The 21,464-nt window shown below is 58.4% G+C and carries 20 protein-coding genes; 7 read left to right on the forward strand and 13 right to left on the reverse strand.

The window, feature by feature from the left end; genetic code table 11:
- Positions 1-18 precede the first annotated feature (18 nt).
- From zapE to ACA043_RS13975, 3 genes are all read left to right on the forward strand, one after another.
- The gene (gene zapE / locus ACA043_RS13965) at positions 19-1,137 is read left to right on the forward strand and encodes a cell division protein ZapE (protein WP_497659485.1); all 1,119 of its coding nucleotides are present in this window, start codon (positions 19-21) and stop codon (positions 1,135-1,137) included.
- Between the two features lie 17 nt (positions 1,138-1,154).
- Positions 1,155-1,736, forward strand: a complete 582-nt coding sequence (locus ACA043_RS13970; protein WP_497659486.1) for a DinB family protein — start codon at positions 1,155-1,157, stop codon at positions 1,734-1,736.
- 99 nt (positions 1,737-1,835) lie between these two features.
- Positions 1,836-2,333 (forward strand): GNAT family N-acetyltransferase, encoded by a 498-nt coding sequence (locus ACA043_RS13975; RefSeq protein WP_187678356.1) that lies wholly within the window; start codon positions 1,836-1,838, stop codon positions 2,331-2,333.
- 84 nt (positions 2,334-2,417) lie between these two features.
- On the opposite strand, the gene ACA043_RS13980 is transcribed toward ACA043_RS13975, so the two are convergent.
- From ACA043_RS13980 to ACA043_RS13995, 4 genes are all read right to left on the reverse strand, one after another.
- Positions 2,418-2,627, reverse strand: a complete 210-nt coding sequence (locus ACA043_RS13980) for a hypothetical protein (RefSeq protein WP_497659487.1) — start codon at positions 2,625-2,627, stop codon at positions 2,418-2,420.
- A gap of 139 nt (positions 2,628-2,766) precedes the next feature.
- Entirely contained in the window at positions 2,767-5,013 is a 2,247-nt protein-coding gene (locus ACA043_RS13985; protein ID WP_497659488.1) for a TonB-dependent siderophore receptor, read from the reverse strand.
- Between the two features lie 146 nt (positions 5,014-5,159).
- Positions 5,160-6,908 (reverse strand): phosphoethanolamine transferase CptA, encoded by a 1,749-nt coding sequence (locus ACA043_RS13990; RefSeq protein ID WP_489879856.1) that lies wholly within the window; start codon positions 6,906-6,908, stop codon positions 5,160-5,162.
- 200 nt (positions 6,909-7,108) lie between these two features.
- Positions 7,109-7,291: a DUF6026 family protein gene (locus ACA043_RS13995; protein ID WP_283436578.1), complete on the reverse strand. Its 183-nt coding sequence runs from the start codon at positions 7,289-7,291 to the stop codon at positions 7,109-7,111.
- A gap of 273 nt (positions 7,292-7,564) precedes the next feature.
- Between ACA043_RS13995 and gnd the strand changes: the two genes are divergently transcribed.
- The 3 genes from gnd to ACA043_RS14010 are packed head-to-tail and all read left to right on the forward strand — an operon-like array spanning position 7,565 to position 10,871.
- Positions 7,565-8,545, forward strand: coding sequence for a phosphogluconate dehydrogenase (NAD(+)-dependent, decarboxylating) (gnd, locus tag ACA043_RS14000; RefSeq protein WP_187678362.1), 981 nt, complete (start codon positions 7,565-7,567; stop codon positions 8,543-8,545).
- Positions 8,542-10,065, forward strand: coding sequence for a glucose-6-phosphate dehydrogenase (zwf, locus tag ACA043_RS14005; protein WP_489879857.1), 1,524 nt, complete (start codon positions 8,542-8,544; stop codon positions 10,063-10,065). The genes gnd and zwf overlap by 4 nt, the downstream gene beginning before the upstream one ends.
- The gene (locus ACA043_RS14010) at positions 10,062-10,871 is read left to right on the forward strand and encodes an HAD family hydrolase (protein ID WP_497659489.1); all 810 of its coding nucleotides are present in this window, start codon (positions 10,062-10,064) and stop codon (positions 10,869-10,871) included. Before zwf ends, ACA043_RS14010 begins: the two co-directional genes overlap by 4 nt.
- Positions 10,872-10,996: 125 nt before the next feature.
- Here the strand turns inward: ACA043_RS14010 and nhaB are convergent, their stop codons facing one another.
- The 3 genes from nhaB to ACA043_RS14025 form a co-directional block, all read right to left on the reverse strand.
- Positions 10,997-12,499 (reverse strand): sodium/proton antiporter NhaB, encoded by a 1,503-nt coding sequence (gene nhaB / locus ACA043_RS14015; RefSeq protein WP_497659490.1) that lies wholly within the window; start codon positions 12,497-12,499, stop codon positions 10,997-10,999.
- A gap of 61 nt (positions 12,500-12,560) precedes the next feature.
- Positions 12,561-13,850, reverse strand: coding sequence for a delta-60 repeat domain-containing protein (locus ACA043_RS14020; RefSeq protein WP_497659491.1), 1,290 nt, complete (start codon positions 13,848-13,850; stop codon positions 12,561-12,563).
- A gap of 280 nt (positions 13,851-14,130) precedes the next feature.
- A complete protein-coding gene (locus ACA043_RS14025) occupies positions 14,131-14,397 on the reverse strand; it encodes a hypothetical protein (protein ID WP_095188991.1) in 267 nt (88 codons plus the stop codon).
- Positions 14,398-14,753: 356 nt separating this feature from the next.
- Here ACA043_RS14025 and ACA043_RS14030 point away from each other — a divergent pair, with 356 nt between their 5' ends.
- Entirely contained in the window at positions 14,754-16,079 is a 1,326-nt protein-coding gene (locus ACA043_RS14030) for a sigma-54 dependent transcriptional regulator (RefSeq protein WP_187678367.1), read from the forward strand.
- 64 nt (positions 16,080-16,143) lie between these two features.
- On the opposite strand, the gene fapF is transcribed toward ACA043_RS14030, so the two are convergent.
- The 6 genes from fapF to fapA form a co-directional block, all read right to left on the reverse strand.
- The gene (gene fapF, locus ACA043_RS14035; RefSeq protein ID WP_497659492.1) at positions 16,144-17,451 is read right to left on the reverse strand and encodes a fibril amyloid transporter FapF; all 1,308 of its coding nucleotides are present in this window, start codon (positions 17,449-17,451) and stop codon (positions 16,144-16,146) included.
- A gap of 45 nt (positions 17,452-17,496) precedes the next feature.
- Positions 17,497-18,243, reverse strand: coding sequence for a fibril amyloid subunit FapE (fapE, locus tag ACA043_RS14040; RefSeq protein ID WP_123531670.1), 747 nt, complete (start codon positions 18,241-18,243; stop codon positions 17,497-17,499).
- A 44-nt stretch (positions 18,244-18,287) separates the two neighbouring features.
- Positions 18,288-18,968: a fibril amyloid maturation endopeptidase FapD gene (gene fapD / locus ACA043_RS14045; protein WP_123531668.1), complete on the reverse strand. Its 681-nt coding sequence runs from the start codon at positions 18,966-18,968 to the stop codon at positions 18,288-18,290.
- Between the two features lie 63 nt (positions 18,969-19,031).
- Positions 19,032-20,024, reverse strand: a complete 993-nt coding sequence (gene fapC, locus ACA043_RS14050) for an amyloid-like fimbrin subunit FapC (protein WP_497659493.1) — start codon at positions 20,022-20,024, stop codon at positions 19,032-19,034.
- A 68-nt stretch (positions 20,025-20,092) separates the two neighbouring features.
- Positions 20,093-20,665, reverse strand: coding sequence for a fibril amyloid subunit FapB (gene fapB / locus ACA043_RS14055; protein ID WP_401267443.1), 573 nt, complete (start codon positions 20,663-20,665; stop codon positions 20,093-20,095).
- A 1-nt stretch (position 20,666) separates the two neighbouring features.
- Positions 20,667-21,116, reverse strand: coding sequence for a functional amyloid chaperone FapA (gene fapA, locus ACA043_RS14060; protein ID WP_187678373.1), 450 nt, complete (start codon positions 21,114-21,116; stop codon positions 20,667-20,669).
- Positions 21,117-21,464: the final 348 nt, after the last annotated feature.

Consider the following 21,464-nt stretch of genomic DNA (forward strand, 5'->3'; position numbering starts at 1 on the left):
CGTGGCATACTGCCGCGCATGACTTTCGACTCCCCGCTAAGCGCCTGGCAGCACGCCATAGAACACAAGGGTTTCATCCAGGATGAGGCTCAGGAGCATGCCGTCTTTGCGCTACAAAAATGCCACGAAGCCTTGCACACCGGCGCTCGTTCGATCACCGGGGTGTATTTGTGGGGGCCGGTCGGACGCGGCAAGACCTGGCTGATGGATCAGTTCTATCAGAGCCTGCGGGTGCCGGCGCGGCGTCAGCATTTCCATCACTTCATGGGCTGGGTGCACCAACGTTCATTCCAGTTGACCGGGATCGCCGATCCCTTGCGCGCATTGGCCAAAGAGCTGGCGGCAGAGGTGCGGGTACTCTGCTTCGACGAACTGTTCGTCAACGACATCGGCGATGCGATCATTCTCGGGCGATTGTTTCAGGTGATGTTCGATGAAGGCGTGGTGGTGGTCTGTACGTCCAACCTGCCACCGGATGATTTGTACGCCGACGGCTTCAATCGCGACCGTTTCGTCCCGGCGATCGCCGCGATCAAGGCGCATATGCAAGTGGTCGCGGTGAACGGCGCCGAGGATCATCGTTTGCATCCGGGGGCGATCCAGCAGCGCTACTTTGTTGCCGCTCCCGAGGGCGTCAGTGCATTAGATGAAGTCTTTAAAGCGCTGACGGCCGGGCAATCGTCCAGCGCCAAGCCGGTGCCGGTTGGCCATCGCGTGTTGAACGTGGTGCAGGCCAGTGAAACCGTGCTGTGGTGCCGTTACGCTGATCTGTGCGAGCAACCGTTCGCCGCGATGGATTTCATCGCACTGTGCGACACCTATCGGGCTATTCTTTTGAGCGACGTGCCGAACCTCAGCGCACAGAAGCGCGAAGGGCGCATCGCTCGCGGCACCGAAGACGGCGCCCGGCGGGTGATGGCGGGTGATCGTGAATTGCCGCAGTTGTCGGTTCACGACGATGGCGTCCGGCGGTTCATCGCGCTGGTCGACGAGTGCTACGACCGCAAGGTACCGCTGTACATCGAGGCACACGTGGCCATGGACGCGCTGTACACCGAGGGCTATCTGGAATTCCCGTTCCGGCGGACCCTCAGCCGTTTGCAAGAGATGCAGTTGCAGCGCTTTGCCGAAGCTTGAGTGAAGAGGGTGCATACATGACTCAGCCGCTATCCCATCATCTGCTGACCATGGCTTACCAGAATGCCTGGGCCAATCACCGCTTGGCCAAGGCATGGACGCAACTCGACGACGCAGCACTGACAGCGCCACGGGTGAGTTTCTTTCCCGGCATCCGCCTGACCCTCAATCACATCCTGACGTGCGACTGGTTCTACGTGGATGCGCTGGAGCGCGAGTTACGCGGTGATGAGCCACACCCGGACTGTTATGTGTTTTTCAACGCTGACGAACCGTTTACCGACGCTGCTCTATTGCGCGAAGAACAGGCCCATGTAGACCGGCGGCTGATCGCTTATTGCGAGCAACTGCGCGATGCCGATCTTGGACGTATCGTGACCATCGCCCGCGATACACCGCAGCACGACAGTCGTCTGCGCATGCTTTCGCATCTGTTCGAGCACCAGATTCATCACCGTGGCCAGGTCCACGCGATGCTCAGTGATACATCGGTGGAGCCTCCGCAACTGGACGAGTTTTTCTGCGTAGGCGAGGCCGGATTACGAGCCGTGGATTTCGCTGAACTGGGCTGGACCGAGGAGCTGGTCTGGGGGCATTGATCTTTTGATTTTGCTTTTCGCATCACGCTCGCGCTAAGGTCGGAGAGCCTTTCAGCAAGCACTTTGCGCGTTGGGGCTTTTGTGTGTTTGGGGATGGAAATGGATTCCGCAGAAATTCTTGTGCTTCAAGCCAGTTACACCAATCCACTGCACGCCGAGGCCATCGGCGTGGTGCTCAATCACTATGCAGAAGACCCCATGGGCGGCGGTCACCCGATCGACCCTGAACTGCTGCGCCGGTTGCCTGAAGAACTGGCGCGGCGAGCGCATGCATTCAGCGTGCTGGCGTTTGTCGGCGGCGAGCCGGCCGGGCTGGTGAACTGCTTCGAGGGCTTTTCCACCTTCGCCTGCAAGCCGTTGGTCAACGTCCACGATGTGGCGGTGATGAGCAAGTTTCGCGGTTTGGGGCTGAGTCAGAAAATGCTGCGCAAGGTCGAGGAAATCGCCCGGCAGCGCGGCTGCTGCAAGATCACTCTTGAAGTCTTGGAAGGCAATGCAATTGCGCAAAACGCCTACAGCAAGTTCGGCTTTGCGCCTGGCATGTTCGACCCGAATCACGGGCGCATGCTGTTCTGGATCAAGGATCTGCAGGCATAAAAAAGGCGCCCGAAAAGGGCGCCCAACTGTCATCTCCCCATCCTGCGCACAGTCGTGGGAGGTTCATCGGTTGCTCGATAAAATTCAGTCGCGATAGGACTCGGTCACTTGCGCCGTCTGATCGGCTGGAACCCGGATTTCTTTCGCGTTGGCGTCGCTCGATTGCTCGCTTTGCGCGTGGTGTACCGGGAAGTTGTCGTAGTAATAGCGCATGCGTTCTGCGCCACCTTCGGCGAAGGCGCTGGCGGAACCAAGGGCGAGTAGCCCGGCAAGGATTGCAGTGGTGATTTTCATGGTGCCTCCTACTGAACAAGTGGGAGCCGTTCGTCCATGAAGCAGACTTCGGGAGGAAGTTTGTGCGGTGGGAATTAACTCGGGGTTAACACCTGTTGGAGGAGGGTTATCCCCCAACAGGTTCAGTCTTGCAGCGCTGTCAGAGCTTCCAGTCCAGACTCAACGTCACGGTTCGCGGATCGCCCCAGTACACGCCGTTGTAGAAACCGACGTTCTCGTAATACTTCTTGTCGAACAGGTTGTCGACGTTCAGCGAGGCCGAGAGGTTTTTGTCGATGGCATAGCGCGACATCAACTTGACCACGGTGTACGCGCCCTGGTTGATCCGGGTGCTTTCAGTGATGAACTTACCGGCTGCATCGCGACCGACGGGGCGTTTCGCATCGCCATAGATGCTGCTTTGCCAGTTCACCGCACCGCCCACGGTCAATGCCTGCCAGTTGCCCGGCAAACGATACGCCGTGGAAATGCGCAACAGGTTCAGCGGCGCTTTTTCATTGGTGCGCTGTTTATCGCCGTTTACCGAATGGGTGTAGGTGTAACCGGCAGTCATGTTCCAGCCGTCGAGGATTTCGCCGGAGACCTCGGCTTCGAAGCCGTTGACCTTGTTGCCTTTGCCGCCGGATTTGTAGAACTCTTCGCCAGTGGCCGGATCCGGCGGGACGGAATTGTCGCGCTCGGCAACGTTCTCCTGCTTGCTCCAGAACAGCGCCGTTGCAACGTTCAGCCGCTCTTGCAGCAAGCTGCCCTTGAGCCCCACTTCGTAATTGCTGCCAACCACCGGTTCCAGGTATTTGCGGCTGCTGTCGCGGTTGTTCTGCGGTTTGAAAATATCGGTGTAGCTGACGTAAGCGGTGTATTGCGGGGTCAAGTCGTAGAGCAGGCCGGCATAGGGGGTCCAGATGTCGTTCTGCTGCTGATGAGTCGTGTCAACGCGGGTCAGTTGCCGGTTATCGTCATAGTAGTAATCGGCATTTTTGCCTTCCCAACTGCCGTAACGACTGCCGATCACGGCATGCAAATCGTCAGTCAGGCTCAAGCGGGTGGCGATATAGCCGGCCGTTTGCCGGGTGCTGCCTCTTGAACCGGTCAAATCGCTGACGGTGTCGGGGAATTTGCCGATATTGCCCATGTACTTCCAGTCGCGGATCTTGCCGTAATCGGCGGGAAGACTGCCGGTGAAGGTTTTCGGGGCATAGGAGCGGTGTTCGGCTTCGCCATAACCGAGCATCAATTCGTGCTCGCGGCCGAGCAGCGAATAAGGACCAGAGACGTTGAAGTCATAGACGCTCATTTTCTGCGTGCCGATCATGTGCGAGGTGTAGGCGACCATGCCGCTGCGGTCAGCCTCGGGATAGCCGGCGCCGCCGTAGTAGATCTTGCCGTCGACATCGCTGGTGCGGTGGGTGTAGGCCGCTTTCACACGCCAGCCTCCCGCCAGTTCCTGATCCAGTGTGGCGAACGCGGTTTTGTCCTTGAGTGGCCAAGAGCTCCAGGACGTCGCCATGTTGGTCGAACGGCCCAGTTTTGCCTTGCTGCCGTCGGCATTCCAATAGGGCACGGTACCCCATGACGACCCTTGCACCTGTTTATCCTGATAGTCATAACCCACCGCCAGCACGGTGGAATCAGTCAAGTCTGCTTCAAGAATCCCGTAGCCGACCTCGCGTTGCAGCGCGTACTTGTCGCGGATCGACTGGCTGTCGCGATAGGCCATTACCGTGCGCCCACGCAGGCGACCATCGAAGGCCAGCGGGCCGCCAACATCCACGTAGCTGTAGTAATTGTCGTAACTGCCGCCGCTGACCCCGGCCAGCGCCTGCCATTGCGCCGTCGGACGCTTGCGCACCATGTTGATGGTCGCCGAAGGATCGCCTGCGCCGGTGGTCAGGCCGGTTGCAGCGCGAACCACTTCGATGCGGTCGTAAATGATGGTGTCGGCATCGGTCTTCATGCGATCGAAGGTGTTGAGCATTCCGTCGATCTGGAAGTTGTTGATCGAATAGCCGCGCGACGAATAGTTGACCCGATCCGAGTCAAGGTGCTGCACCACCACGCCAGTGGTCTGGCCCATGGCCTCGGACAATGTACCGAGCTTGAAATCATCCATTTGCTGGCGGGTGACCACGGACACCGATTGCGGGGTTTCCTTGATCGACAGGTTCATCCGCGTCGCGGTGCTCATGGCACCGGTGGTGTAGGCGTCGGTGTTTTCGGTGTTGCTGCCAAGGCCTTGGGCGGTGACGCTGGTCGATGCCAGTTCCAACGCCGTGGCGGCAGGCTCCGAAGGTTTTTCCGCTTCGGATTCCGCCAGCAGATCGGGGCTCAGTGCGGCGCCGCAGAGGCCGAGCGTGAGGGTCATGGAACGGGTAATGGGCGCGAACATCGCAGCCGACTCCTTGTCTTCGAGGGAAAAATTCCGTTTGTTCAAAGACGAAGCGCAGTTCTGCGATTTAGTATCAAACGAGAAATATTGTTATTTGAAAATGTTGCAGGCATGAAAAAGGGGCCGGTTTCGGCCCCTTCGCGGTATTACTTTTGCGCGACATCCGCGGGTGCGGGTGAGGCGGGTTTCGGCTTCATCAGGCTGAAATCAATCAGCGCTCGCTGGTCAGCTTGATACGGGTCGCCGATCAGCAGTGGACGAACCTTGAAGCTGTCGCTCACCAGGCTCTTGCTGCGGTCCAGTTCATCGAAACTCAAACCGGCCATGTCGGCCCAAGTGTGGATCAGGTGCGAGCTGCTGTACGGTCGCTGCAGGTCGGCAGCGAAGTTCCAGTCATGGTTTTCCTTCCATTTCGGCGAGGCCCAGGCCATGAACGGAATGGTATACATCGGCGCCGTCGGTTTGTTTTCGTTACGGCCAAGGGTTTTGTGGCCGACCGAGTCGAACACGTCTTCGCCGTGGTCAGAAAGATACAGCAGGAAACCGTTCGGATCGGATTTGGCGTAATCCTTGATCAGGCTCGACACGACAAAGTCGTTGTACAGCACGGCGTTGTCGTAGCTGTTGTAGGTCGGCACCTGGTCGTCACGCACGCCGGCCGGTACCCCGTTGCGGTCCTTGAACTTGTCGAAGGTCGGCGGATAACGGTACTGATAGCTCATGTGGGTGCCGAGCAGATGCACGACGATCAGCTTGCGCGGCGCCGCATCCGTCAGGGCCTTGTTGAACGGCTCGATCACGTCGCCATCGTACTGGGCGGCGTTCTGATTACGGTTGTTGTTCAGGTATACCTGCTCGTCAGCCTGCTCGGAGAAGGTCGTGAGCATGGTGTTGCGCTTGGTCATGGTCTGCTGGTTGGTGATCCAGAAGGTCTTGTACCCCGCCTGTTTCATCATGCTGACCAGCGAAGGCGTGGACAGGTACAGATCCGGATTTTCTTCGTCGGCGAACGTCAGTACTTGCTGCAACGCCTCGATGGTGTAAGGACGCGGGGTGACGACGTTGTCGAATACCGCCAGTTGATCCTTGAGCTTGTCCAGTTCCGGTGTGGTGTCGCGCTGGTAGCCGTACAGGCTCATGCGCTGACGATTGGTCGACTCACCAATTACCAGCACCAGGGTCGATGGCTGATCGGCCGAGACAGTCTTGAGGTTTTTCAGTGGCGGGATCTTGCTCGCACTGTGCAGCATGCCCTGCATGTCAGCCAGTGTGTCGAGATAACGGTGATACGCCACGGCCATTTGCCATGGCACGGCGGGCTCGATGCGGGTTTCGAACTTCTCGAAACCCTGAGCGAAGTTGCCCATGCGCAGGGTTTGCTTGACCAGCGGATAGCCGACCACCGCGATCACGATGGCGGCGGCAGCGACCATGGCGCGGCCACGGGGCATGTACACCGGGCGCAGGCGAGTCCACAGGAAATAGGCAAACGCGGTATGAGCGAGGAACGCCGGAACCATCCACCAGGCGAAGTACTGGGTCATGTACTCGCCGGCTTCGGACACGTTCGATTCGAACATGATGAAGATGACGCTCTGGGAAAACTCCTGCTGATAGATAAAGAAGTAGCCCAGGCTGGCCATCGAACAGGCCCACAGCACCAAACCGATTATGCCGGCAAGCAGTTTTGTGCGCTTGGGGAAGAGCAGCATCGGAGCCAGCCAGATCGCGCTCATCACGAACGCCTGACGGAACCCGGTGAAACCGGAGGTGCCGGTGATCTGAATCAGCAGTTGGGTAATACCCGAGAAGTACCAGAAGAACACAAACAGCCAGATAAAACCGGCCCAGTCGAAACCTGTCGCAGTCGTTTTGCTGCGTTTGAACAATGCCATTCGGCGCTCCAGCTCAATCGTTACTACCACCGCCGGGACATCCGTGAAGCCGACGAACGGAGGCCGTACGCGAGGGTACGGCCAGAATAGGGGCGGAGTATCACGAAGGGAATGTGAAAGTTTTGTTAATTACTGCCGAAGCGGCCAGAGGTGCAACATGACGGGAACAGCGTTTGCCGTTCCCGGATCAGGCGGGGAGATCAGGCGTGCGGGTGGCGCTGAACAACCGGAAGCGGTTTGGGCTGAACGCCCTGGGTCAACGCGCGCAACTGCGCCAGTTCCTGCTTCAATTGGTCGCGTTCGTCCTTCAACTGGCGCAATTCATCACGACGAATAGTGACGTACAGGGTTTGTGGCGGCATTGCTGTGTGTACTGTGCCCATTGCTCACCTCGCAAATGGCGTGTCTCAACTGTAAATAGCCCCCGTTCTGGGGTGCTGACTTACTATCGGCACCAATTTTGGTTTCTTTTGCCTCTCAAGGGAACTTTTTTATTTTTTATGGTCGGTGTGTCTTCGGCACGATTCAGCGCGTTATCAGTCTGAATCGGGCACAATGCCCGGAAACTTCATCCCGACGCTCTGGACTAACCTCCATTAGTCGCGTTGGGCTATAACCTTTGACACACATTTATTTGTAGTAAGGAGCATCAGCACATGCAACTCGGGATTATTGGACTGGGCCGCATGGGCGGTAACATTGCGCGGCGCCTGATGCTCAACGGTCACACCACCGTTGTTTACGACCGCAATACCGCTTTCATCGATAACCTGGTCGCCGAGGGCTCTACTGGCGTTGCCGATTTGCCAGCACTGGTTGCCGGCCTGGACAAGCCGCGCGCGGTTTGGGTCATGCTGCCGGCCGGCGCACCGACCGAAGACACCATCGAAACCCTGAGCAACCTGCTTGAAGCCGGCGACACCATCATCGACGGCGGCAACACCAACTATAAGGATGACATTCGCCGAGCCAAGACCCTGGCCGAGAAGGGCTTGCACTACATCGACGTCGGCACCTCCGGTGGCGTCTGGGGCCTGGAACGCGGCTACTGCATGATGATCGGTGGTGACGCCGAAACCGTGCAGCGTCTCGACCCGCTGTTCGCCGCTCTGGCCCCGGGTATGGGCGACATTCCTCGCACCAAGGATCGCAAGTCCGATGACCACCGTGCCGAGCACGGCTACATCCACGCCGGTCCCGCCGGTGCCGGGCACTTCGTCAAGATGATCCACAACGGCATTGAGTACGGCATGATGGCGGCCTTCGCCGAGGGCTTCGATATTCTCAAGACCAAATCGAGCGAGCGCCTGCCGGAAGATCAGCGTTTCGACCTTAACGTGGCGGACATTGCCGAAGTCTGGCGTCGTGGCAGCGTAGTTTCCTCGTGGTTGCTCGACCTGACTGCAGACGCGCTGGCCAGCGACCCGAAACTCGACGGTTTCTCGGGTTCGGTGGCTGACAGCGGCGAAGGTCAATGGACCATCGAAGCGGCCATGGAGCAAGCGGTGCCGGTGCCGGTGTTGTCGAACTCGCTGTTCTCGCGTTATCGCTCGCGTGGTCAGGGCACCTTTGGCGACAAGATTCTTTCGGCCCAGCGCTTCGGCTTCGGCGGCCATGTGGAGACACCGAAGAAATGACCCATACGATCCGCAGAAAATCCAAGGCAGAACCCGCACCACCGACCACGCTGTTTCTGTTCGGTGCCCACGGCGACCTGGTCAAGCGCTTGCTGATGCCGGCGCTGTACAACCTCAGTCGCGACGGCTTGCTTGACGATGGTCTGCGGATCGTCGGCGTTGACCACAACGCCATTACCGATGAAGCCTTCGCGCAGAAGCTTGAAGACTTCATCCGTACCGAAGTGGCGGCGAAGGTCGGCAAGGGCGATCAGATGCTTGATCCGGCCTTGTGGGCCAAGCTCGCCAAAGGTATCAGCTACGTCCAGGGCGACTTCCTCGACGACAGCACTTATTCAGCCCTGGCGGCAAAAATCGCCGACAGCGGCACCGGCAATGCGGTCTTTTACCTGGCTACTGCTCCGCGTTTCTTCAGCGAAGTGGTGCGTCGTCTCGGCGCCGCCAAACTGCTGGAAGAGACCCCTGATGCGTTCAGAAGGGTGGTGATCGAGAAGCCGTTCGGCTCCGATCTGCAAACTGCCGAAGCGCTGAACGCCTGCCTGCTCAAGGTGATGTCCGAGAAGCAGATCTATCGGATCGACCATTACCTGGGCAAGGAAACCGTGCAGAACATTCTGGTCAGCCGGTTCTCCAACAGCCTGTTCGAAGCCTTCTGGAACAACCATTACATCGACCACGTACAAATCACCGCCGCCGAAACCGTCGGCGTAGAAACCCGTGGCAGTTTTTACGAGCACACGGGCGCACTGCGTGACATGGTGCCTAATCACCTGTTCCAGTTGCTGGCCATGGTCGCCATGGAACCGCCGGCGGCGTTCGGCGCCGATGCCGTGCGTGGCGAGAAGGCCAAAGTAGTCGGCGCGATTCGCCCATGGACTGTTGAAGAGGCGCGCGCCAACTCAGTACGCGGCCAGTACAGCGCTGGTGAAGTCGGCGGTAAAGCGCTGCCCGGTTACCGCGAAGAGGCCAACGTCTCGCCCGACAGCAGCACTGAAACCTACGTCGCATTAAAAGTGATGATCGATAACTGGCGTTGGGTCGGCGTGCCGTTCTACCTGCGTACCGGCAAACGCATGAGCGTGCGTGATACCGAGATTGTCATCTGCTTCAAACCAGCGCCCTATGCGCAGTTCCGCGATACCGAAGTCGACGAGTTGCAGCCCACCTACCTGCGTATCCAGATTCAGCCCAACGAAGGCATGTGGTTCGACCTGCTGGCCAAGCGGCCAGGGCCGGCGCTGAACATGGCCAACATCGAGCTGGGATTTGCCTACAAGGATTTCTTCGAGATGCAGCCCTCGACCGGCTATGAAACGCTGATCTACGACTGCCTGACCGGCGATCAGACGCTTTTTCAGCGCGCCGACAACATCGAGAACGGCTGGCGTGCGGTGCAACCGTTCCTCGATGCGTGGCAGCAGGATGCGAGCATGCAAACGTATGCTGCCGGTGAAGACGGCCCGCAAGCTGCCGAAGATCTACTGACTCGCGATGGTCGCGTCTGGCACGGCCTCGGATGAGTAAACCGATCCGTTTTCTCCTGAGTGACATGGACGGCACGTTGTTGCTGCCCGATCACACACTGAGCCAGCGCACTGTCGACGCTGTTCGTTCGTTGCGCGAGGCCGGCGTGCTGTTCAGCCTCGCCACCGGGCGCCCGCCGAAAGCGATGTTGCAGCAGATTGAAGCCTTGGGCGTCGACCTGCCAACTGCGGCATTCAATGGCGGCACCATCGTCAATCCGGACGGCAGTTTGCTGGTTGCGCATTACCTGCCCGCGACGACCGCACTGATTGCTCTGGCGACGTTCGTTGACCAGCCAGACGTCGAAGTGTGGGTGTTCAGTGGCGGCGACTGGTTGGTCAAAGACCCGCATGGGCCGATGGTGTCGCGTGAGCAGCACGGTCTCGGCTATCCGCCAGTCGTGGTTGAGAGCTTTGAACCGTACCTGGAGCGCATCGACAAGATTGTCGCGACCAGCAACAACACTGAGTTTCTGATCGAGCTGGAAGCGCGCCTGTTACCGAAGGTCAACGGCATGGCGCAGGTCTCGCGTTCTCAGCCGGTGTATCTCGACGTCACGGCGCTGGAGGCCAACAAGGGCACGGCGCTGGCAACCATTGCCGCGCATCTCGGCATCCTGTTGGAACAGACAGCGGCGATTGGCGATGGTGGCAACGACCCGGCGATGTTCCATTGCGCGGGACTGTCGATTGCCATGGGGCAGGCGGAAGAGGCGGTGCGGCGTCAGGCGGATGTTGTCACCGGTTCAAACACCGAAGACGGCGTGGCTCAGGCGATCGAGAAATACATCCTGCCGCGCTGACCTAACCGGAAAACCCAATGTGGGAGCGAGCCTGCTCGCGAAAGCGGTGTGTCATTCAACGAATCCGTTGTCTGTCACTCCCTCTTCGCGAGCAGGCTCGCTCCCACTGGTTTATTTGGTGTTGATCAGAGCCAGTAGCTAACGGCGTACCAGCCGAGCAGGCCCATCACGATCGTGTACGGCAACGCCATCCACACCATCCGCCCATAAGACAACCGCACCAACGGCGCAATGGCCGAGGTCAGCAGGAACAGGAACGCCGCCTGACCATTCGGTGTGGCCACGCTCGGCAGATTGGTACCGGTGTTGATCGCAATTGCCAGCGTCTCGAAGTGCTCGCGGCTCATGTGCCCGGCCAGGAACGCCTGTTTCACTTCGGTGATGTAGATGGTCGCGACAAACACGTTGTCGCTGATCGCCGACAGCAGACCATTGGCGATAAACAGCATGCCCGGTTGTTGATCGACCGGCAGTGCCAGCACCCACTCGATCAGCGGTGCAAACAGCTGTTGATCATGAATCACCGCCACCACGGCAAAGAACACTACCAGCAACGCGGTAAACGGCATGGCGTCCTTGAATGCGCTACCGAGACGGTGCTCGTCAGTGATACCGGTAAACGCGGTGATCAACACGATTACCATCAAACCGATCAAGCCAACCTCAGCAACGTGAAAGGCCAGACAACCGATCAGAATCAACGCCGCGGCGCCTTGCACCAGCAGCGCCGCGCGCTGACGCGAGGTGCGCTCGGCATTATCTTCGGCCGCGTAATTGGCCAACACGGCGCGAACGTTGTCCGGCAGCAGCGTGCCGTAACCGAACCAGCGCAGTTTCTCCAGCAATACGCAAGTCACCAAGCCGGCTGCCAATACCGGCAAGGATACCGGCGCGACTTTCAGGAAAAACTCTGCGAAGTGCCAACCCATTTCATGGCCGATCAGCAGGTTCTGCGGCTCACCAACCAAGGTGCATACACCACCGAGCGCGGTACCGACCGCGCCATGCATCAGCAGGCTCCGCAGGAAGGCGCGAAACTGTTCCAGATCCTCGTGGTGCAAGGTCGGCAGATGTTGGTCATCGCTGAACCCGGCGTCCTGGCGCGGATCGTTGCCAGACGCCACCCGGTGGTAGACCGAATAAAAACCCACGGAGGCGCTGATGATCACGGCGGTGACCGTCAATGCATCGAGAAATGCCGACAGAAATGCCGAGAGAAAGCAGAACATCAGCGCCAGCGCCGCTTTCGAACGCACGCCCAACAACAGCCGCGAGAACAAAAACAGCAGCAGATCCTTCATGAAATAGATGCCGGCGACCATGAACATCAGCAGCAGGATCACGGGGAAGTTGTGTACCAGCTCATCGTAAAGCGCCTGCGGCGTGGTCATCTTCAACAGCAGGGCTTCGATCAGCAGCAGTCCGCCGGGCATCAGCGGATAGCACTTGAGGGCCATGGCCAGAGTGAAGATGAACTCGATCACCAACAGCCAACCCGCCGCGACCGGACCTGCGGTGAACAGCACGAGCGCGTTGAGGATCAGGAAGCCAACGATGGTCGCCTTGTACCAGCGTGGCGAATGCCCGAGAAAATTTTGCGCGAACGCCTGGGCCATTGAACCGGACATCGGTTGCTCCTTGTTTTAAGAAGCGCGCAAGTTGCCGGATGTGTCGAGGAAGATCAAGCTCTCAGGGATTCAGATACCGCACAACCATTGCCCGGTAGTTGCCATCCAGCGAATAGCCGCCAACCACAATTGCGCCGTCCGTTTGCACCGCCAGTGAGTTGGCCGTGTCGAGACTGCGTCCCAGCCGTGTGCGCAGCCATCCGCAGCCTTGGCCGAAGTTCGGGTCCAGACTGCCATTTGCGCAGTAGCGGGCGACGACGAAATCAGCTTCCATCCCACCAATCGTTGCACCTACGGCGATCATGCGACCGTCGGCCATGCGTTGGGCGGCGCTCCACTGGCAGGCGCTGGGACCGATTTCCAGGAGTTGCGGCTGGCCGTTGTTGCGATGCAAGTCCGGGCGGCCATTGGGATGCAGACTGAACGCCAGGCAGCGGATCGGATCGCGGCTGCTGCCAAAGCAGTGCAGCGTGTTCGTGGACTCAAGAACCCGACTGACCTGGGCACTTTGACCGTTGGCAGTGAACGCCATGAAGCCGTCCACCGCAAAACGTTCGTCAAGACGCCCATCGGGCAGGTAACGGGCCAACAGGCCTTGCTGAGGAAAATCGATTGATCCTGCTACCACGATTCGCCCATCTTCCTGAAGCAGCAGGCTATTGAGCCAGGTATTGAGCAGCAAGTGACGGATCATCACGAAGCCACGGCCGTTGAAGGTTTCATCCAGGCTGCCGTCGGGTTTGAGGCGAATCAACATCCCGGCATGGTCGGCCAGTTCGAAGTGATGGTTGGCAATCAACAGAATGTGGCCATCGTCCTGTACCGCGAAGTCGCAGGCTTCGGCACCGGGCACGCCGGGCGGGAGCCAGGTGTCGCGGGCGCCCATCGACAAATCGCCCGGCAGGCGCACCACCTGACGACCATTGTCACCAAAGATTTGCTCTGGATTGCCTTGCGCATCGAACAGGGCGAGGGCGGGCAGGGTGCGATGGCTGTTTTCATAATGCAGGCCAGCCAGCAGGATTCGCCCGTCGGGCAGTACCTGCACTTTACTGGCCATGGCTTCGAACCCATGCGCAAAGGTGTCGATAACGCTGCCCTGTTGGCCGAAGGACAAATCGGCGGAGCCATCCGCGAGCAGCCGCGCAAGGCCGAATCGGCTGCCTGCGGCCACCCCGACTTTGGCCGCCACCAGAATCCGGCCCTGCGCATCGAGCGCAACATCCTGAGTCAGGCTGGACAAACTACCCGCGAAATACACTTGAGCGACGCCGTTGACGGCAAACGTTTTGTCGAGTTGACCGGCATCGTTCGATAACGATGGCAGCGCAAAAGCGTTCAGTGTGGACATGCACGCATCTCCTTGCGAGTAGACCAATACCGGGAACCGGCGGTAACTGCATGAGCGGAACATTCAATCCCTGAACAAGAGGAAGTACAACTGTAAGAAATAACAGGTGGAGGGTCACACTGAGCCAGAACAGTGTCTTTTTGAACCAATAGCGAGCCTGCCAAGCAATTATGCTGGGACCCGTTACGGAAAGTTGTACAGAAGTGCGGATAAATAAATAGAAAGAGCAACTAACAAGAGGAGGGCGGATGACTTGAACGTCATCCGCATCACCCGGCTATTAGTGTGGCATCGACCAGGATTGCAGCGTGTAACCTTCATCGCTCAGTTCGGCGCGGGCTTGCTGCAGAAGTTGCTCAAGCTGTGCCGGATCGGAGTAGGCGCTGCTTGGAATCTGTTTACGACCGATATGGGAATTGGTGCGATCAATCACGGTCAGGCTCAGTTCGCCATTGCCGTCTTGAGGCGCCCAGGCCACGCACTGGAAAGGTTTGAACGCGTGGTTGGCAATCAAAAGAGCTTCGTTGATACGGAGCGGGGCGGTCATGGGGTCTTCTCTCTGTCGTGCCCAATCAAATGATGTGCCGTCGGTTGGGCTTACCGTGCGGCTGGTTACTTGTACTGATGCACGCAACCGGGGAGCAGGTCACACCTGAAACAAAGAAATTTCAACTTCCTTTCATTTACCGGCTTGTCCGGGAGTTTTTGAAAGCCTGGTGAAAGCTCTGTAAGAGGAAGTAAGTCGATAGCTAACTAACAACCGAGCCACTTATAACGGGTTTGCTTGCACACCTATAAGCAATTGATACAAGGAACTGTCAAAATCTTGCTAATGTTACAGCCAGGTCTGCCAAATGACTGTTTTTACAATCATTTCCTATAATTTGGCGCCAAGGAACAGTCATGAGTGAAGCGCCTGCGTTACGACGTTTATTGGTGGTCGATCCGTGTGACGACTGTCATCGACTATTGCCCGGTTTGCGCGCGGTGGGATGGGATGTCGACAGTTGTACGCTGGAAAACGCTGCCGACCGCACCTGTGACGTCGGCCTTCTGCGTTTGCAGCCGTTTCACCTGGAACGTCCCGAAGCCGTCAAGGAACTGATCAGCCGCAGCGGCACTGAATGGATCGCTGTGCTCAATCAGGAAGTCCTGCGTTTGCAGAATGTTGGTGACTTCGTTTGCGAATGGTTTTTCGATTTTCACACCTTGCCGTTCGACGTCTCGCGGGTGCAAGTCACCCTCGGCCGCGCCTTCGGCATGGCGCGCCTGCGTGGGCAGGGCACGATCCATGTGGATCAGCCCGAGCATGAACTGTTGGGCGACAGCAAACCGATCCGCGAGCTGCGTAAATTGCTGAGCAAACTGGCGCCCACCGAGTCGCCGGTGTTGATCCGCGGCGAAAGCGGCACCGGTAAAGAACTGGTCGCGCGCACGCTGCATCGGCAGTCTCAGCGCCACAGCAAGCCGTTTGTGGCGATCAACTGCGGCGCTATTCCCGAGCATCTGATTCAGTCCGAGCTGTTCGGCCACGAAAAAGGTGCATTTACCGGCGCTCATCAGCGCAAGGTCGGGCGCATAGAAGCGGCCAACGGAGGCACACTCTTTCTCGATGAAATCGGTGATCTGCCGCTGGAGCTGCAAGCCAATCTGCTGCGTTTTCTTCAGGAAAAACACATTGAGAGGGTCGGTGGCAGTCAACCGATCCCTGTCGATGTCCGCGTTCTGGCGGCGACCCACGTCGACCTCGAAGCGGCGATCGAGAAGAAGCGTTTTCGCGAAGACCTGTATTACCGGCTCAACGTTCTGCAAGTGGTCACTGCGCCGTTGCGAGAGCGCCATGGTGATCTGTCGATGCTGGCCAACCACTTTTCCCACTTTTATAGCCACGAAACCGGGCGCCGGCCGCGCAGTTTCAGTGAAGATGCGCTGATTGCGATGGGCAAACATGACTGGCCGGGCAATGTGCGTGAACTGGCCAACCGCGTGCGTCGCGGCTTGGTCCTGGCTGAAGGGCGGCAGATCGAAGCACGTGATCTGGGGCTGATCAGCCAGCACTCGATCGCCACGCCTATGGGCACGCTTGAGGACTACAAGACCCGCGCCGAACGCCAGGCGCTTTGCGATGTGTTGAACCGGCACAGTGACAACCTCAGCGTTGCGGCAAAAGTGCTCGGCGTTTCCCGGCCGACGTTTTACCGTTTGCTGCACAAGCACCAGATCCGCTAGGGCGGGAGCATGGAAAAGGCCCGCTGCGATCATCTCGCAGCGGGCCTTTTTCATGTCCTGACGCTTAGAAGTAGTACGGGAATTTCAGGCTGAAGGAAAAGTCCGGGGCGTCATCGGTCAAACCGATGGACAGGTTGGGCACGATGGTCAGGTTGTCGGTGGCTGCAATGGTCATGCCGACGTTGAAGTAACCGGCGTTGGCGTCACTGGACACCACCGATTGCCAATCGCCGCCATCCTGTTTCAGCTTGCTCTTGCGCTGCACCAGGTCAGACATCGAGAACGACATACTCATCTTCTCGTTCAACGCGAAAGCGACACCGGCACCAATCTGGAAGCTGTCGCCGATCTTCACCTTGCCCGGGTTCTTCTGGTTGACGGTGGAGCTGATGTCGTCGAACGACTCCTCAAGGTTGTGGGTGTAGGACAGGCTGCCGAACAGCACCGCCGGGTCGAACGTCTTGACCAGCGAGATGCCGGGCGTGACCGACCAGACGCCGTTGCCGGTGGGCAGGGTGTCAGGCACGAACAGGTTGGAGTTGGCATCGGTCTGACGCAGCTTGATGCCGAACGGGTCCTTGCCGGTAGGGGCTTTGACGCGCAAGGTCACCACGGCGTCCGGGGTATTGACCGACTCGTCGAGGAACTTGTAGGCGATGCCGAAGTTGACGTCGCCGATGGTAGGGTCGCGGTCGACATCCTGTTCGGTGGTGACGTTGGACGCACCGCCATTGCCGCCTCCGGACTGGTAGGTCGAGTTGCGGTACACCACCGGCACGTTCAGGTCGAACTGCCAGCGGTTGTCGAAGTTGTAGCGACCGGTCAGATCCAGCGTCCAGGTATCAGCCTTGATCCGGTCAAGATTAATGTTGCCGAGAAAGATCGAGTCCAGCGCGAGGAACCCGTTGAGAATCAGCTGACGGGTGTCGTAGCGCGAATAGGTGACGCCGGTTTCGAAGCTGAATTTGCCCCCTCCGAAAAAGCCGCTGGCCTCGTCATAGAGGTTTGAAACACTTTGCGCCGGTTGCGAATCATCGGCCAGCGACTGCCCGTAGGAAGCGCCACTGCCCCCGGCAGCGCCCCCCGACGCGGCTGCGGCCCCGGTACCAGTGGCCACTTTCGGATTGCCTTTCATGTCGGACGGCGACTTGGCCAGACGTTTGGGTGGAGGAGCGGCGGGTTGATCTTCGACCTGGCGGACTCGTTGTTCGAGTACCGCCAGGGCCTTTTGCTGTACTTCGTATCGTTGCTTCAGCTCCAGAAGTTCCTGTTTCAGGACTTCTACGTCGGCGTCCGGTGCCGCTTGCAGCATTGCTGCCGGTAGAAGAGTACTCAAACATACAGCCGCACGCAGTGATACTGATCGATACATGAATAAGCCGTCCCTTTAAGCCCAATGATCGAGACTCAGCGTAGTTCAATATCCAATGTTGCGTAGTGCCCTGAGTTGAGTCAGGTTGCAGTCCAGTGCGCCGGCGCTCATGCCGTTATTGTTCAGTACGACGTTGAGTTGGGTCATGTTGTTGACCACGTTGGCACTGCCGAGCAGGCGGGTGTTCTGCAGCAAGCCACCCTGGGCGACTTGTTGCAGTGCGGTGCCCTGATTGCCGGAAGCCTGAATGGCCATTTGGACGCCCCCGCTGCTTGCGGACACCGCTACACTGCCGGCGGCGTTGCTGGCGCCGATCGTCTGACCGGCCATCAGGGCTTGACCTTGCTGAGGTAGCAGAGCCGGCGCCTGGGCGGCTTCTTTGACGTTGATCGCGACGTTGTTGCTGGCGGTGTTGCCGTCGCCCGCGGCACGTACGCTTTGCGTCACGCCCTGGCTGCTGTCCAGGCCTGCACCACCAATGACACTGCCAGTACCCAGCGTTGGGGTGCTGCCATTGCCATGCTCTTTGATCGTCTGCACATAGAATTCTGGTTTGACGGTGGCGGCCTGCAATTGCATCGAGGTCGAGGCCCCGATCAGGTCACCGCTGGCGTTGCGCCAGGTACTGCTCATGACAATGCCGAAGCTGATAATCCGCCCCGGCATGACATAACGGCCGCGTAGCTCGGACAATTCCTTGTCCTGTATTTCGATAGGTTTGAATCCTGCATTGGCATAGCCTGACGCACTCGCTGCTAGGCAGGCGGCGGCCAGCCAGTATGAGGTTTTCATTTGCTGCTCCCGGGACATCCAGCCCCATTCTTTATAATCGGCGATTAAAAGAAGTCGCTCTGTATGAACCCGAAGTCCATCAATTCAGCATCTTTGACAGGGTTGAAGCCATCCAGCTTGTTCTTGGCCGTCAGTGGTGTCGGCGGGCTGCGCAAGGCGTTGGCCTTGTCATAACCGGGGCCGACGATGGCGAAGACAATGCCGTTCCAACCTTTGACAAAGTCATCATGGGAGTAGCGTTTGTGCCCTAGAACCGGGTCTCCGATGTAAACCCAATCCTTGTCCGCACGCTGCAACACCACGAAATGCTTGTAGCCGCGAATTTCCATCAGTACCACCACCGGTATTGTTACCGCGTCGAGTTTTTCCGGTGGAATCTTGTAGCCCCTGGCGCGCATGCCGATGCTTTCTATGTAGCGTTTCATGTCGAGCATGGAGAAACCCTGAGTACGAACGAGGTCCTGGTCAGCGTTGACCAGCATGCCTTTGATGATGTGCTCCTCATCGACGTCGAGCCAATAGCCTTGGCGTAATACCGTGGCCAGTGCGGCGGCGCCGCAACTGAAGTCGGTTTTCTGTTCGACGATGTCGGCAAACTTGCGCTCACGAATACTTTGCACGTTCTTGTAGACGAGTACGCCACCTGGCAGGGCAGCGATGGGCATCTGGGCAGCCTGAGTCAGGCCAGACAGGCAAAGCAGAGCGAGAAGGGCAGTCTTACGCATGATCGATACGCCTTTACGGACTGAGGAAAAGCCCCGTTTCCGGGGCTTTCGTTTCGATCGCGATTACATGCAGGCTTTGCAACCTGCAGCGATGGACAGCGAGTTGCTTTGTTGGTTACCCACACCAGCGGCGTTGTTGTAACCAGCGTTACCGGAGAAGTTGTTACCAACGTTGGAGACGTTTGCGTTGTTGGTCACAGGGTTTTTCCAGCCGTCTGGGGTCAGCACTTGTTGCGTGGTTACGCCAGCGAGACCGAAGATGCCCACAGCTTCGAAGGTTGCTTTCTGGTCTTTGCTGCCGCCATAGCCGCCGTTACCGCGGTCGTTGTCGCCATAACCACCATGGCCTTTATCACCTTCGATGGTAGCCTTGCCAACTGCAGCGAACGCGCCGGCAGCGGCGATGGTGCCAGTGAGGGTTTCTTTTTTGTAGACTTGAGTGCCGTTGTTGGACACCACAAGGCCTGTGGAGCTTTGGTTCGCAGCAGCAGCGGCGTTAGCTACACGACCACCCGATACAGCAATAGCCAGGTTGTTTTTCTGTTGGTTGAAGTTGCCGGCACTGTTGTTCACACCAATGTTGCCGGAACCGCCGTTACCCACGTTGTTGAGGTTGGCGTTGTTGGTTGTCGAGTAGTTGGCAACCGCGTTGTTGTTGTTGACCTGGGTGGCGCTGGAAACGGCCACGGCAGTGCCGAAGATGAAGCTTTCGTCAGCGGTAGCCAATGCAGCGGCGTTGTCTTGCTGGTTGCCATCACCGGCGGTGTTGTTCATGCCGACGTTGCCGTTGGTGCCGTTTGCCGAGTCTCTGACGCTGGCATCATTTTTGGTGCCTTGGTTGCCGACCAGGTTGCCATCGCTGTTTTGGGTGTCGAGTACGGCAGCCCCGGCGCCAGCGCCGATTTGCAGCAGTTGTTCTAAAGTTGGCCCTTTAGGCCCGTGATTATTGCCGTGCCCATTACCATGATCGTCATCACGACCGCCTGCCTGTGCTGCGATTGCCATCACTGCTGCAAGTGCGAAAACCAGTGGTTTGAGAGCCATTGTAGGTTTCATGGTGTTTCTCCGTGCTTATTAGTTGGTTAAGTGTTGGTACTTTCTAATTGCACTGCTTTTTATTTGGGTCAGTCTGCGACCCGGATGCTCAGGGTGTTAGCCATACGGTTCCCCACCCCGGCACTCTGGTTCACCTGGATTACCCCTCGGCTGCCGGTGAAGGCCTGATCACTTGTCGTGACCTGGCGACTGCCGATTGAGGTACCAGTTGCTCCTGAGCTCGGTAACAACGCCACGTTCTGTTGCGAAAGGGCGCTGTCGTCAACGCTCTGCGGGGCAGCACTGATGCTGACGCGCGTCACGTTGGCCATCTGGTTGTTGGCCCCGGCGCCCTGGTTCACGCCCAGAATCCCGTTGCCGTTACTGAAAGAGTTGCCGCCAATGGTTGCGCTGGCATTCGTCGAGGGATTGGCCGGAGTATCGATCCGCTGCCTGACGTTGGTGGTGGCGCTGGCCGAGGTGCCGATGGCGATGGCCTTGGTGTTGGTCTGTTGCATCTGGTCGCCGGCGGCCTGGTTGACGTTGTAATTGCCGCGGTACTGGATGCCGGTGTCCTGAATGTTCGCGTTGTTCACTGAGCCGGGGTCGGCCATTGCGTGGGTGCAGCCGAGAAGGGCGAGCAGCACAAGGGTGCGATTCATCTTATTGGCCTCCAGCCATGCGGGTTAGCGGAGCAAGGCCGGAGCTCATTGCGCGATTGACGGTGTTGGAGATCGAACCGCCAGCGCCGCCGCCGTGACCGCCGTTCATGCCGGGCATGCCGTTGGGGTTGGTGAGGGTGTTCATGCCCGGCATGTTTGCCGTCGGCGTAGTGATGTTGCCGCGAATCGAAGAGCCGCTGGCGACACTGGCAAAGTCACCGTCGTTGAGTTCGGTGCTGTTCATCGCTTGGTTGATGCGCGCCGAAGGGTTGGCGTTGACGGTCGTTGGGTAGGGGTCTTTGCCGCCGCTGCGACCAATAGGGATAGGCTGTACATCGCGGTTGAGGACGATAACGCCGTTGCCTTCGGCCTGAACGTTGAAACTGAGGATTGTGCTGGCTGCTGATCCGATCAGCAGAAGGCAGGTCAAGCTTTTATTGAAGTTCCCCACGGCGGCAATTCCTTCTTCAGTGGGCTGGCCCTAGTCAGCGTTGGGAAGGAAAGAGCGAAAGCTGTGCCGCTTTTTGATTGTTGCGCAATATCAATGAGTTAAGGCGAAGTCGGGCATGCCTGATGCGCAAGCTGTTTCATTGTTGAAACACGTACAGGATTGCCGACCGGTCTATTGGCTGAGCAATGCTCTGGAACAAGGGTTTGCGGCGGGGTGTTTCAACGGCGTAACAACCGGTGTGACAAAGCGATGAATGCCGTTGAAACGGGCACTTTGCACTCACGCGAGTGTTTCAGGAATGGACACTTTTGCCCCAAAGCAGGGGTAAACAGTGGGGAAGTTGGGCCG

The sequence above is a fragment of the Pseudomonas sp. LBUM1648 genome, from assembly GCF_059716145.1.